This window comes from Streptomyces sp. NPDC001502, from assembly GCF_042894785.1.
Taxonomy (GTDB): Bacteria; Actinomycetota; Actinomycetes; order Streptomycetales; family Streptomycetaceae; genus Streptomyces; species Streptomyces kutzneri.
The window spans coordinates 413,848-427,216 of sequence record NZ_JBIAVW010000002.1 but is presented as its reverse complement, the minus strand read 5'-3'; the positions used below and the strand labels follow the sequence as shown (position 1 = coordinate 427,216).

The window sequence follows — 13,369 nt, the reverse complement described above, 5'->3', positions numbered from 1 at the left end:
CTTTCTCGTTTCACTGTGACTGGGACGTGAGGGAATGTGACTGGCTGTAGCCGGGTGTGGCCGTGGCGGCACGCGCCGGACAGGTCGGGCCCTGCCGCCGGCCGGAACGCGGATCACCCGGGCGCGGCTCCGGGACCGCGTCGCCCGAGGGTGTGGTCGATCAGTTCTGCTATCCGGAGACTGGAACGCCGGGCCTCAAGGTGGAGGCGCCCGACGTTGACGCGCGGTTCGGCGGTCAGGGTGAGGACCGCCGCCAGTCCCGCCGCGTAGGTGGCGACGTAGCCGTCCTCACCGCGCACGAGCAGTTCGCGGAAGGCGCCCTGGCCGGTGCAGTCGCTGAGCCGCTGGGCCACCCCGAGGGCGGCGGCGGTCAGCGCCGCGATGGACTCGGCCTCGGTGGCGGCGCTGTCCTGGGCCAGCACGAAACCGTCGGCGCTCGCGGCGAGCGCGCCGGTGAGCTGGGGTACCCGGGCCCGCAGCCTGCGGAGCTCGGCGAGTATCTCGGCCTCCGTCTCGGGGGGCACCGTACTCATGTCGGCCTTTCTCCTTTCGGGCTGCCTTCGCTCGGAGCGGTCGGCACGCAGGGCCGGTCGCAGCGGGAGCCTCACAGACTTGCCTCCAGTGCGTCGCGTAACCGGCGGAGCAGCGCCACGTCCGGGGATTGGGCCTCGGTCATCCAGTCGGGCAGGGGCGCCACGGCCGGTGGCGGGGCCGGGGTGTGCGGGGTCTCGACCAGTCCGGCCGCCGCGAGGCGCCGTACGTCGAGCAGGGTGTGGAAGGCGGGCCGGCCCAGGACCCACGCGAGGTCGGCCGGGGTGCGCAGGCCGTCGGCCCGGCCCAGCAGGGCCCGCTGCCGGGAGGTGATCGTCTGGCCCGGCGCGGCCGCCCGGGGTACGACCGGGGAGGTGTCCAGCAGGGGGTACGGCCAGACCGCGTCGAGCAGGTCCCGGCGGCGCCGGGTCTCCCGTTCGACGGCGGCGGCGGGAACGGAACGGACGGAGCCGATCCAGTGGGTGGCTCCGCGGCGGAAGCGGGAGGGCCCGCTGCCCGGGGAGAGCGCGAAGAAGGCGGCGTCGAATATGGCGGCGAGGTGGCATATCTCCAGCTCCCCGTCGGCGAGCCCGCCGCTGTCCACGAGGAAGCGGGCGACCTGGCGGCGGGCACCGGCCCGGTCCACGGCCTCGCGCCAGCGCTCGGGGGCGAGGCCGCCGCCGGTGGTGAGCAGTACGTCGAGACCGGGGGTGGCCGGGCTCTCCGCGTGCACGATGCGGCCGTCCTCCAGGAAGAGGGTGCCGCGGTCGCGGAGCAGGGCGCCGGTGGCGCGCTCCGCGGCGAGTCGGGTGAGAAGGGGGGAGACAGCGGCGAAGGCGTTCGCGGCCGTGGCGGTGGCCGGGGTGGTCATCTGAGTACCAGCCCCTCCGCCAGGGCGCGGAGCCTGTGGCGCGCGAGGGCGAGATTGCCGTCGGCACGGTCGAGCCACAGGTGCAGGAATACGCTGCTGTCGAAGCTCGTCTCGACGAAGCGCAGTACGTGGTATCCAGTGCGGGTGGTGACGATCAGATCCTCGACAGGCGGGCCGGCCGGTAAGCCGGCGGACGAACCGGCGGAGGGAACGGCTCCGCCACCGTGTGCCGGGTCGGTCTCCGCCGGGGCGAAGGACTCGTACTCGGCTGCCGCCCGAGCCAGTTCGGCGGTCTCGGCGGCGGTGGTCTCGTGGTCGCCCACGGGCGACTCCCCCGCGGTGCCGAGGGCCAGTCCGCTGCTCCAGTCGACCAGCGCGGCCCCCCGCGCACCAGGCAGGGCCATGGCTTCGAGCAGGCATTCGTCGATCCCGGGCACGCGGGCTCCCCTCCCGGCCGGACGTGCTGGGGTGCACGGTCGTACGGCGCGACAGGAGGGAACTTACTCAAGTTCCCGTGCACGAAAGGGTGTTCTGGCATTTTCCGCTGGAACATGCCAGGAAGGGTGCGAGACCTTGGCCGGAACGCGTCGCTATTTGATCACGAAGCGAGCGGAAGATCGTCTGCGAGGCGGAACGACCCTCCCTCGCGCTGCACGTAGCCCTCGTGGGTGAGGGTGCGCAGCAGGTGATAGACGGTCGGCAGGGGGATGCCGGTGAGCCGGGCGAGCCGCTTGGCCGTCACCCCGCCCTCCGCGGACATCGCTTCCAGGAGGCGCAGTGCGCGCTGCACGGAGCCGATCAGGGTGGGTGTGCTGTCCTTCTGACTGTGGTCGGTGCCCATGACTAGTCCCCCTGCTCCGGTACGAGGCCTGGCAAACCCATCAAAGTGGCTCACCGGGCGCAAAACCAGCGGACTCGCGTAAACCTGAGCATAAGATCACCGCATCCCGGCGCCCCGGACCGCGCCGGCCCTGGCCCGGACCGCTAGCGCGTGCAGGTCACGTACGCCGGGAGCGGGGTGTCCGCGATCAGGTGGCGCGGCAGGGACAGCCCGAAGCGGCGTTCCACGACGGCGAGGGTGTGGCGGTCGCGGTCCGCGTCCGGTTCGCCGGCCGGGCGGGCGCACGCGCCGTCCGGGGTGAGGATGCCGGCCGCGATCAGCTCCGGGAGCAGGAAGTCCGGCCGGTGGCCGCCGCGCCAGCATTCCTCGCCGAGGCCGAAGCAGCACACGAGCTCGCCGTCCCGGGCGTACGCGAACTGCTTGGGCGGGTGGTCGGGCTGCGGGTCGAGGTGGACGGCCTCCACGCCGCCCCGGGAGACCTCGGCGAGCCGTTCCGCTCCGGCCGGCAGACCGTGTTCGACGGCGAAGGACCAGCCGCCCCACCGGCCGACCCGGGCCACGCCGTCGCCGTCCGCGGTCTCGGTGACCATGCTCCAGGCGTCGAGTGCGCCCAGCGGCCCGGGGTGCACCCCGGGGAGCGCGCCGAGCCGCGCGGCGAGTTCGTCGGGGGCTATCCCCCGGGCGAAGGTCAGACCGGCGAACCACTGGTCCCAGTGGGCCAGCCACCGTATCCCGTCCGCCACGTCCTCTGCGATGTCCGCCATGTCCGCACTCCCCACGGTTTCCCCACCCCGCCGGTGCTTGTTCACCGGCACGATAGTCAGTCCGCGGGCTTCTCCGGGAGGAGGCGCTCGACCATCGTGCGAATGAGCCCGTGCGCCGGGTGCGCCTCCAGCATGGCGGGCGCGGTCAGGTCGTCCACGATCAGACCGAGCATCGCCAGGTACATCAGGACCACGCCCTGCCGGTCCCCGGGCAGCCCCGCGTCCAGGTGCCACCTGATGTTGGCCTCGAGTTCCAGGCCCTGGAAGGACGCGAGCTCCGCCTGGAGTTCGGGGCGCCGGGTGCCCTCCAGCCGCAGCTCCAGCATGGCGATGTGCACACTGCGCTCGCGCCGCATGCGGTCCAGGAGCCGGGTGAGCAGGACCTCGGTGTCCAGCGGGCCGGCGAGGTCCGCCGGGTCCGGGACCAGCCGTTCCCGGGTGCGGTGCAGGATCTGCACGAGCAGCTGGGACCGGTTGGCGAAGTAGTTCGAGGCGGTGCCCGTGGGCACGCCCGCCTCGGCGTCCACCGCGCGCAGGGTCAGGCCGCGCGAGCCCTCGCGCGCCAGGACTTCGATGGCGGCGTCGAGCAGTGCGGCACGGCGCTGCGGGTTCTGGCGCATGGGCGGGTCCCTGGGTGTGGTGGGGCACATCGGGTGAGCACTGCAGGTGCAGTGATTCGCACACGGTAGCGGACGTGCCCGGTCCGGGCCCTCCCCACCGCCCCCTTCCCCGTGTCAGGCTGCGCGTCATGGAGCGGATCATCGAGGAGATACGCGAGGACCTGTCCCGCCGGATCGCCGTGGCGGCGGACCGGCTCGCCGACCGGACGCTGGCCGAGGACCCCGCCTACGCAGCCCTGCTGGGCCGGGCCGAGCTGCGCGAGCGGATCCACCACACCCTCCGCCAGGCCGTCGAGGGGCTGCTGCGCAGTTCCCGGGGCCTGCCGGTGGAGCTCGCCGACGCCCGGGCGCTCGGCACGCTCCGGGCCGAGCAGGGGCTGCCGCTCACCTCCCTGCTGCGCACCTACCGCCGTGGCGGCCGGCTGCTCTGGCAGAGCCTCACCGAGGCCGTGACCGCGCACGACCGGGCGGCGCTGCCCCGGCTGCTGCCCGGCGCGGCCGCATTGTGGGACGTACTGGACCAGATGACGGACGCCATGACCGAGTCCTACCGCAGGACGGAGGCCGCGCACGCGGACCGGGACCGGGAGCGCCGGGCGGCCCTGCTGGACGTGCTGCTCGACGGCGCGGACGGGCCGCCGGCCTCGGCCGCCGAAGCCGCCGAAGCCGCCGAAGCAGCCGCCGCGCAGCTGGGGCTGCCGGAGCGGGGCCGTTTCACGGTGGTCGTGCTGGCCGCCGCCGCGCCCGGCATCCCGGTCGTCCCCGTCGCGCCGGCCGCGCCGGCCGGGGAGCCCGGAACCGCCTCCGCTCCGCGCGTGCTGTGGCGCATCCGCGCCGACGGGGAGATCGGCCTGGTGGAGCTGGGCCACCATCCGCTGGAGTCCGTACGGGAGCTGCTCGCGCCCCTCGGGGTGCGGGCCGGGGTCGGTCCGGTCGTCGAGGCGCCGGCCGAGCTGGCCCGGGCACGGCGGCTGGCCGCCCTCGCGCTGCGCACCGCCCCCGAGTCCGAGGGCCCGCGCACCGCGCTGCTGGACGAACGGCTGCCGGCGGCGCTGGTCGCGGCCCAGGCCGAGCTCGCCGGCCGGCTGCGCCAGGTGGTGCTCGGTCCGGTGCTCGCACTGCCCGCGGAGGACCGGCGGACGCTCCTGACCACCCTGGGCACCTGGCTGGCCTGCCGGGGCTCGACCACGGACGCCGCGCAGCGGCTGTACTGCCACCGCAACACCGTCTCCAACCGGCTGCGGCGCCTGGAACAGCTCACCGGCCGCTCCCTGTCCGACCCCCGGCAGGTGGTGGAGCTGGCGCTGGCGCACTCGGCGGTGCTGCAGCGCGTCGAGGCGGAACCCGCTACCCGCCGTGCCGCGCCGGATCCGCGGGCCTCGCGGACTCCAGGAGGTACGGCACGTCGATCACCGCGACGCCCGGCGTGAAGAGCAGCCGGGCCTTCAGCCGCAGGGCGTTCTGGTTGTGCAGGGGCTGCTCCCACCAGTGACCCACCACGTACTCGGGGATCACCACCGACAGCATGTCCGTACCGGAGCGGGCGGCCAGTTCCTCGACGTGGGCCAGGATCGGGCCCACCACCTCCCGGTACGGCGAGTGCAGGATCTTCAGCGGCAGGCCGGTGTCGTGCTCGGCCCACGCCTCGCGCAGCCCGGTCGCCTCCTTCTCGTCCGCCGCGACGGTGACCGCCGTCAGGGTGTCCGGGCGCAGCCCCTGCGCGTAGCCGATGGCCTTGAGCGTCGGGGCGTGCACGGCGGCGACCAGGACCAGGACGTGGTGGCGGGCGGGCCTGCGCGGGGTGGCGTCGGGAGCGATGGCGACCTGGCGGGCGACCTGGTCGTAGTGGCGGCGGACGCCCTTCATGCCGAGGAAGAGCAGCGGCATGGCGATGACCACCAGCCAGGCGCCGTGGGTGAACTTGGTGAGCAGGACGATGACCAGGACCAGGGCGGTCAGGGTGGCGCCGACGGCGTTGATGGCGAGCCTGCGGTGGATGTGGATCCGCTCCTCGCGCGGGGTGGCGGGTGAGGCGAGGGTCTTCCTCCAGTGCCGGACCATGCCCGACTGGGAGAGGGTGAAGGAGACGAAGACGCCGATGATGTAGAGCTGGATGAGGCGGGTCAGTTCGGCGTCGAAGGCCACGATGAGGGCGATGGCGGCGAGTGCCAGGAGTACGACGCCGTTGGAGTACACGAGCCGGTCGCCGCGGTTGAAGAGCTGGCGGGGCGCGTAGCGGTCCTTGGCCAGGATCGAGGCGAGCATCGGGAAGCCGTTGAAGGCGGTGTTCGCGGCGAGGATCAGGACGCCCGCGGTGACGGCCTGGAGCAGGTAGAAGAGGAAGTGCCAGCTGCCGAAGGTGGCGCGGCCGATCTGGGCGAGGGCGGTGGAGGTCGCGGTGCCCGGGGGCAGGCCCAGTTCGGTGGGGTCGGCGGCGACGTGCACCTGGTACGACATGGCCAGCGCGGTGATGCCGGCGAACATCGTCACGGAGAGCGCGCCCATCGCGGCGAGTGTGGTCGCGGCGTTCTTCGCCTTGGGCTTGCGGAAGGCGGGGACGCCGTTGCTGATGGCCTCGACGCCGGTGAGGGCGGTGCATCCGGAGGCGAAGGCGCGCATCGTGAGGAACACCAGGGCGAGTCCGGTGTAGGTGTCGACCGGCGTGATCGGGAGCTCGGCGGACTCGGCGCGGATGGTGTCGCCGGTCCCGAGCCGTACGGCGGCGACGGCGAACATCAGGTAGATGACGAGGACGAAGCCGTAGGTGGGGATGGCGAAGACGCGGCCCGATTCCCTTACGCCGCGCAGGTTCATGAGGGTGAGCAGCACCACGAAGGCGACGGACAGGACCACTTCGTGGTCGCTGAGCGAGGGAACGGCCGAGGTGATGGCGGAGACCCCGGAGACGACGGAGACCGCGACGGTCATCACGTAGTCGACGAGCAGGGCGCTGGCGGCGGTGAGCGCGGCGGTCGGGCCGAGGTTCTCCGAGCTGACGACGTAGGCGCCGCCCCCGCCCGGGTAGGCGTGGCAGGTCTGCCGGTACGAGGCGACGACGACGACGAGCAGGAAGACGATGGCGGCGGCCGCGTACCAGGTGAGGTGCAGCAGTGCGACGCCGCCGAGGGCGAGGATCAGCAGGATCTCCTCGGTGGCGTAGGCCACGGAGGAGAGCGGGTCGCTGCAGAAGATCGGCAGGGCGAGTCTTTTGGGCAGCAGGGTCTCGCCCAGTCGGGAGGTGTCGAGGGGTTCGCCGACCAGCACGCGTTTCACATTGATGCGCCTCATTCGGGCATGATCGTGCATTTCATCAACGCATCACCCCTTTTGCGGCTTGTGTCACCCGGCGAGGTCCTCGGTCCGGCGGCCGCGGCCCGATCGGGCACGGGAGCGGGCCGGGGATCCCGCGGACGCTCACATCTTGCGCGCCGCGCTGCGGATGGCCTCCCGGATGCGGAAGTAGGTGCCGCAGCGGCAGATGTTGGCGATGGCGTCGATGTCCTCGTCCGTGGGCTCGCTCGTGCGCTTCAGCAGGGCGACGGCGGCCATGATCTGGCCGGGCTGGCAGAAGCCGCACTGGGCGACGTCCTGTTCGAGCCAGGCCTCCTGCACCGGGTGCAGGTCGTCCCCGTTCGCCAGGCCCTCGATGGTGGTCACCGTTCGGCCGGCGCACGCGGAGACGGGCACCATGCAGGGACGGATGTCGGCGCCGTCCAGGTGGCTGGTGCAGGCCTTGCAGACGTCCACCCCGCAGCCGTACTTGGGACCGCGGACGCCCAGCATGTCGCGGAGCACCCACAGCAGGGGCAGGTCGTCGGGCGCGTCCACGGTGACGCTCCGCCCGTTGACGGTGAAGGTGTGCGAGGGCACTGCGTACTCCTGGATCCGGGACTATCGGGGGTAGGGGGTGAAGTCGACGTCGAAGTCGAGGGGGAAGCTGCGCGGTTTGGAACCGGTGGCCCTGGCCCAGGCGTTGGCGATGGCGCCGACGGCGGCGGGCACGCCGAGCTCGCCCGCACCACCCGGCTCCTCGCCGGTGGCCGGCAGCACGAAGACCCGTACGTCGCGCGGGGTGTCGCGCTGCCTGGCCCAGTGGAACTGGCTGTAGCTGCCCTCCAGCGGAAGCCCCTTGTCGAGGTGCAGCCCGGCGCGCAGGGTGGTGGAGATCGCGTCGGTGAGGCCGCCGATCATCTGGGCCTCCAGTCCGCGCGGGTTGACCGGCAGGCCCACGTCCACGGCGATGACGGCCTTGGTGACGCGGACGTGGTCGGGGTCCCGGGTGTCGATCTCGACGAGGCACGCGGTGCGGGACTTGTACTCCTCGTGGAAGGCGATGCCCTGCGCACAGCCGGCCTCCATCGGCCGTCCCCAGTTCCCCTCCTGGGCCACCTTGTCGAGTACGGCGCGCTGGGCGTCGGTCTTCAGGAAGGTGCGCCGGAACCGGTACGGGTCCCGGCCGGTCCGCGCGGCGAGTTCGTCGACCACGATCTCCTCGGCTCCGCGCGTGTTGGCGGAGTAGACCGAGCGCCAGGAGGCCGTGGGGATCCCGGTGGGCACCTCGGTGAGGGCCTGGGTGGTGAGCCCGAAGTGGTACGGGGACTTCACCGTGGTCAGGAAGAGGGTCTGGGCGAGGGTGGCGTTGCCGATGCCCAGCGGCAGACTGGCCGCGGTGGCGGTGATGATCTCGCCCAGGCCGTGCCGGAAGTCGGTCTCGGCGGCGGCGACGCGGTGCTCGAAGCTGAGGACCTCGCCCAGCAGGTGGGTGGCGCGGATCTTGTGGTGGGTCGCGGGGCGCATCCGGCCGTGCCGGGTGTCGTCCACGCGGGTCCACATGAGCCGGACCGGGCGGCGGCAGGCCTTGGAGATGCGGGCCGCCTCCAGGGCCGCGTCGAAGAAGAGCCGCCGGCCGAAGGAGCCGCCGGCCTGGACCACGTGCACGGTGACCTTGGACAGCGGCAGGCCGAGATCGGCCGCGATGGTCTCGCGCGCCACGATCGGGGACTTGAGGCCGGACCAGATCTCGGCCCGGTCCTCGCGCACGTCGGCGATGGCGGAGTTGGTCTCCATCGGGGCGTGGCTGACGAAGGCGAAGTCGAACTCGGCGTCGACGTACGGGGTCAGCAGGGGCGGGACCAGCAACGGCGGGGTGGCGGCGCGCAGCTTGGCGCGGATCCCGTCGTCGGACAGCTGGTCGGCGGGTCCGGGGCCCCAGGTGACCTGGAGGGCGGTCTTGGCGTCGATGGCCTGCCCGAAGGTCTCGGCGACGACGGCGACCCCGGTCGGGACGGTCACCACGTGCAGCACACCGGGCATGGCCCGGACGGCGGCGAGGTTGGCGACGGTGCGGACGGTGCCGCCGAGGGTGGGCGGGCGGCGCACGACGCAGGGCTTGGCGCCGGGCACGTCGAGGTCGAGGGTGTACTGCAGGGCGCCGGTGACCATGGCGCGGGCGTCGACGCGGCCGGTCGGCCTGCCCACGAGGGTGTGCCGGGCCCGCTTCTTGGGGGTGGCGCCGAGGACGATCAGTGCGGGGTCGGCGGCGGCCGCGGCGAGGTCGCCGTAGTCGGCGGTGCGGCCGTCGGGGGCGCGGACGGTGCCGCCGGAGGTGGTCAGCGAGGCCGGGGCCAGGCTCCAGCGGTGGGCGGCGGCGGCGACGAGGCGGGCCCGGGCGGTGGCGGCGCACTGGCGGACCGGCCCGTAGAGGGAGCGGATGGAGTTGGAGGATCCGGTGAGCTGGTTGAAGAGCAGCTCGGGCCGGGCGTCGTCCAACTCGACGCGTACGTGGGCCAGTGGCGCGTCGAGTTCCTCCGCGACCAGCATGGCCACGGCGGTGGTGAGGCCCTGTCCGACCTCCTCGCGCGGCAGCCGGAAGCGGATGGTGCCGTCCGCCTCGACGGCGAGCGCCAGCAGGGCCGAGGTGGGTGCGCCGGCCAGGATGAACAGGTCGCCCAGGTCGATCAGGTCGGCGATGGCCGGCAGGGAGGGCACCACGGCGTGGGCGGGCTGGGGGGCCAGCGCGTCGGCGCCGGCCCGGGTGACCAGGGCCAGGGTCGGCGCGGCCACGAGGTAGGTGAGGAAGGAACGGCGGCTCTGCCCCGTGGCGTCGTTCTGCCCGGTCATGTCGTTGTGAGTCCCCACGCTGCGCGGGCCCGCCCGCGCAGACCTCCCCCGGTTTATTACCGGCACGTAGGGTAGCGACCCGGCAAGCCGATGGGAAGCCCCGATCACGCCGCGTCATCCACGGCGACATCACTCGTTCGGGGGTATCCCGGTGGCCCGCCTTGATCTGTTCCTTACCCAATTCCCGCGGCGGGCCGGGCTCGTACATCTCGGCCGTACGATCGAGCGACGGCCGCCGGATGGCCTGATTCCGGCCGCCGTTCCCGCGCCGGATCGACCCCCACCGGCTGATGCCGTTGCGGCGCCCCGGAGTTCGGCTGACCGGATTCGTTCGCACGCCGCGGACGGGTCGTAAGGCCTACGGCATATACCAGAAGCAAGAACGTAGCGGATGTTGCCAAACGCCTTACACACCGTCGCGCCCTGTGCAACAGTCGTTACCGGTCCTTCCTTCAGACTTGGCCGTGCCGCGCCTGTATCGGAGTTCTCATGCCGTCCCACCTGTTCGCGGACCGTCCCGCGCAGCCGCCCGAGCCGGGGTCGGTGGACGCGCTGATCTCGCAGACCCGGCGGCTGCGCGGGGAAGTGGACGCGGTCCGCCGCGACACCGTCGTCGACGACGACGACGCCCAGGGCCGCTGGCAGCGCGCACTGTGCGATCTCGCCGTCCACCACCTCGACGACCTCCGCGAGCACCTCGACCAGCTCAAGGAGGGCCTGCCGCCGGCGCCCGAGACCGCCGGACAGCCGCAGGCGGCGCCCGAGGCCGGGCCCGAGGCCCAGACCCGCGTCGGCAGCGCCGAGTGGAACCTGCTGACCGACGAGGTGAGTTGGTCCGACGAGCTGTTCCAGATCTTCGGCCGCTCGCCCGAGTCCGGCGCGCTCCCCCTCGACGAACTGGGCTCGACCCTCTTCTCCGAGGACCAGCCGCTGCTCACCGCGTGGGTCACCGCCTGCCTGGTGGACGGCAAACCGATCGACGGCGAGTTCCGCATCGTCCGGGCCGACGGCCGGGTCCGGACCTTGCACATGAGGGGCGAGCCGGTACTCGACTCCGACGGCTGTACGGCCTCGATGTGGGCCGTCCTGCGGGACGTGAGTGAACTGCGCCGGAGCCAGCGCGCGGTGCGCGAGTCACGTGACTCGCTGCAGCGCCAGCGGGAGATCGCGCAGACCGAGCGCCGGCTGGCGGTCGAGCTGCAGGAAGCCGTGCTCCCCCCGTGGCGCGGCTCCCTGCGGTTCCCGTACGGCAGCGCGGGCACGCTCGACGTGGCCGCGCACTACCTGCCCTCCGCGACCAGCGCACTGATCGGCGGCGACTGGTACGACGCGCTCGAACTCCCCGACGGCTGCTCGATGCTGACGGTCGGTGACCTGACCGGACACGGGGTGACCGCCACCTCCGGGATGGCGATGATGCTGGGCGCCCTGCGCGGCATGGCCATGGCGGGCATCGAGCCCGGCCCGCTGATGGGCTGGCTCAACCAGCTCCTGGAGACCTCCGTACAGCCGGCGCTCGGATCGGCCGTGTGCTGCCGCTACGATCCCGCGCGCCGCGTCCTCTCCTGGGCGCAGGCGGGCCACCCGGCACCCCTGCTGTTCCGCCGCGGGGCGGGGCGCTCCCTGCTGCCGCCGGAGGGTGTCCTGCTGGGCGCGACCTCCGGAGCCTCGTACGGGCAGGCCGAGGAACGCCTCGAAGTGGGCGACCTGCTGGTCCTGCACACGGACGGACTCACCCCGCGCAGCATCGAGTTCAGCCGGGCGGACGGGACCGAGCGGCTGCTGGCGCTCGCGCCGCGGTTCTCGGCGGCGCGGTCGGCGCAGGAGTGCGTGCGGATCGTGATCGAGGAGTTCGGCGAGAGCGAGCGCGAGGACGACGCCTGCATGCTCGTCGCCCGGATCGGCGGGTAACGGGCTCCGGACCGCAGGGCCGTAGGGCTGTAGGGCTGTAGGGCTGTAGGGCCAAGGATGTAAGGGCTTCAGGGCCGCGCCGGAAGGCGCGGCCTTTCTCGTCTCCGTACGGGGCTTCGTGCGCGGCGTGCGGGGGCCGGCGTGGGGCGTGGGACTACACCCCCGTACCGCGCGCGCCGCGCGGCGCCGGGTTGTCGGGGAGGGCCAGCTTGATCTCCTGGCGCAGGTCCTCGATGCGCGCGTACCCGGAGTACTGGGCGGTGAGCCGGTACATCTCCCGCAGCCGGTCCCAGGTCCGGTGCGAGGAGGTCTCGTTCATCGAGACCAGGGCGAGGCGCGCGTACCGGTCGGCCTGCTCCGGCTCGTCGGCAATGAAGCAGGCCGAGGCCATGGAGATGTAGTCGAAGATCTGCGAGCGCTGGTAGCCCTCGCCGCGCAGCCGCAGGGCCTCCTTGGCGTGGCGCGCGGCGATCGGCGCCGCGGCGGCGTCGTGGTCCGCGAGGGTCCGGTAGGCGAGGGCCTGCATGCCGTGCAGGTCGGCCTCGTCGAAATGCTGCATCCAGCTCGGCGGTGGCACATCGCCCTTGTCGGAGACGAACAGCTCCTCCGCCTCGCCCAGGGTACGGCGCATGGCCTGGCCCTTGCCCATGGCCGCCTGCGCCCAGGCCTCGATGGTGTGCAGCATGGCGCGCGTGCGCGGGAGGGTCTGCTCGCCGGATCCGGACTGGGCGAGCTTCATCAGGTCCAGGGCCTCGTTCGGCTTGCCCAGGTGGACCATCTGCCGGGCGGCGCGGGACAGCGCCTCGCCCGCCCGCGGCCGGTCGCCGCCCTCACGGGCCGCGTGCGCGGCGATGACGAAGTACTTCTGCGCCGTGGGTTCGAGCCCCACGTCGTGGGACATCCAGCCGGCGAGGACCGCCAGGTTGGCCGCCACCCCCCAGAGCCGCCGCTGGAGATGGTCGGGGTGGTGGTAGGCGAGCATGCCGCCGACCTCGTTGAGCTGGCCGACGACGGCCTTGCGCTGGAGTCCGCCGCCTCTGGAGGCGTCCCAGGCACGGAACACCTCCACGGATCGCTCCAGGGCCGCGATCTCCTGGGAACCGATCGGAGCGGCCTCGTAGCGGTCGTAGCCCGCTGGGTCGGCCTGGAAGGACTCCCCGAAGTTCCGGGCCTCCTCGGCCCGGGCGGGGTCGGTGTGCAGCCAGTCGTACATGGCGTTGCTGAGGGCGGAGCCGGCGGTGAGCACCGCTCCCGCGCCCATCAGACCGCGACGGTTGAGCATGAGGTCCATTCCCGTGAATTCGGTGAGGACCGCGGCTGTGCGTTCGGGCGCCCAGGGCATCCCGTCGGGGTTCTCACGAGCCCCGTCCGGCTGCCGTCTGGAGGTGCGCCGCTGCCGTACGAACCCGAGGTCCTCGATGGTCACGACACGACCGAGCCGCTCGGTGAACAGTGCTGCCAGTACCGTGGGCACCGGTTCGCGGGGGGCCTCCCCCATGTCGATCCAGCGCCGCACCCGCGAGGTGTCGGTGGCCAGCTGGGGGTGGCCCATGGCCGCCGCCTGCCTGTTCACCATCCTCGCCAGTTCGCCCTTCGACCAGCCGGCCAGGCCGAACAGGTCGTTCAAGCGGGTGTTTGGACCTTTGCTCACGTCAAGCCCCCAGGTTCTCGGCTGAGTTGACAGTAGCCCGCCGTCAGATGCCCAGCGACT

General features: G+C 72.8%; 12 protein-coding genes. 2 read left to right on the top strand and 10 right to left on the bottom strand.

Annotated features, from left to right (window positions below; all coding sequences use genetic code 11):
• Positions 1-113 precede the first annotated feature (113 nt).
• The 6 genes from ACFY0D_RS04335 to ACFY0D_RS04310 all read right to left on the bottom strand — a co-directional run bounded on the left by ACFY0D_RS04335 (position 114) and on the right by ACFY0D_RS04310 (position 3,627).
• Positions 114-533 carry a roadblock/LC7 domain-containing protein gene (locus ACFY0D_RS04335; RefSeq protein ID WP_390796878.1) on the bottom strand — a complete coding sequence of 140 codons (420 nt, stop codon included), beginning with the start codon at positions 531-533 and terminating at the stop codon, positions 114-116.
• Positions 534-604: 71 nt separating this feature from the next.
• Positions 605-1,402: a transcriptional regulator gene (locus tag ACFY0D_RS04330; RefSeq protein WP_390796877.1), complete on the bottom strand. Its 798-nt coding sequence runs from the start codon at positions 1,400-1,402 to the stop codon at positions 605-607.
• Positions 1,399-1,839 carry a hypothetical protein gene (locus tag ACFY0D_RS04325; RefSeq protein WP_189966848.1) on the bottom strand — a complete coding sequence of 147 codons (441 nt, stop codon included), beginning with the start codon at positions 1,837-1,839 and terminating at the stop codon, positions 1,399-1,401. Before ACFY0D_RS04325 ends, ACFY0D_RS04330 begins: the two co-directional genes overlap by 4 nt.
• Positions 1,840-2,000: 161 nt before the next feature.
• Complete coding sequence (locus ACFY0D_RS04320) at positions 2,001-2,243, bottom strand: helix-turn-helix domain-containing protein (RefSeq protein WP_189742670.1); 243 nt, start codon at positions 2,241-2,243, stop codon at positions 2,001-2,003.
• Between the two features lie 143 nt (positions 2,244-2,386).
• On the bottom strand, positions 2,387-3,007 hold the full coding sequence (locus ACFY0D_RS04315; protein ID WP_390796876.1) for a DUF6461 domain-containing protein: 621 nt from the start codon (positions 3,005-3,007) through the stop codon (positions 2,387-2,389).
• Positions 3,008-3,063: 56 nt separating this feature from the next.
• Positions 3,064-3,627, bottom strand: coding sequence for a TetR family transcriptional regulator (locus tag ACFY0D_RS04310; protein ID WP_327387162.1), 564 nt, complete (start codon positions 3,625-3,627; stop codon positions 3,064-3,066).
• Positions 3,628-3,755: 128 nt separating this feature from the next.
• Between ACFY0D_RS04310 and ACFY0D_RS04305 the strand changes: the two genes are divergently transcribed.
• Complete coding sequence (locus ACFY0D_RS04305; protein WP_390796875.1) at positions 3,756-5,057, top strand: helix-turn-helix domain-containing protein; 1,302 nt, start codon at positions 3,756-3,758, stop codon at positions 5,055-5,057.
• Here ACFY0D_RS04305 and ACFY0D_RS04300 read toward each other — a convergent pair.
• From ACFY0D_RS04300 to ACFY0D_RS04290, 3 genes are all read right to left on the bottom strand, one after another.
• A complete protein-coding gene (locus tag ACFY0D_RS04300; protein ID WP_390796874.1) occupies positions 4,975-6,915 on the bottom strand; it encodes an APC family permease in 1,941 nt (646 codons plus the stop codon). The genes ACFY0D_RS04305 and ACFY0D_RS04300 overlap by 83 nt on opposite strands.
• Before the next feature lie 126 nt (positions 6,916-7,041).
• Complete coding sequence (locus tag ACFY0D_RS04295; RefSeq protein ID WP_390796873.1) at positions 7,042-7,497, bottom strand: (2Fe-2S)-binding protein; 456 nt, start codon at positions 7,495-7,497, stop codon at positions 7,042-7,044.
• Between the two features lie 21 nt (positions 7,498-7,518).
• Positions 7,519-9,747 (bottom strand): molybdopterin cofactor-binding domain-containing protein, encoded by a 2,229-nt coding sequence (locus tag ACFY0D_RS04290; RefSeq protein ID WP_390796872.1) that lies wholly within the window; start codon positions 9,745-9,747, stop codon positions 7,519-7,521.
• A 489-nt stretch (positions 9,748-10,236) separates the two neighbouring features.
• On the opposite strand from ACFY0D_RS04290, the gene ACFY0D_RS04285 reads away from it, so the two are divergent.
• Positions 10,237-11,658, top strand: a complete 1,422-nt coding sequence (locus ACFY0D_RS04285; protein WP_390796871.1) for a PP2C family protein-serine/threonine phosphatase — start codon at positions 10,237-10,239, stop codon at positions 11,656-11,658.
• A gap of 154 nt (positions 11,659-11,812) precedes the next feature.
• On the opposite strand, the gene ACFY0D_RS04280 is transcribed toward ACFY0D_RS04285, so the two are convergent.
• Positions 11,813-13,309, bottom strand: coding sequence for a hypothetical protein (locus ACFY0D_RS04280; RefSeq protein ID WP_390796870.1), 1,497 nt, complete (start codon positions 13,307-13,309; stop codon positions 11,813-11,815).
• Positions 13,310-13,369 lie beyond the last annotated feature (60 nt).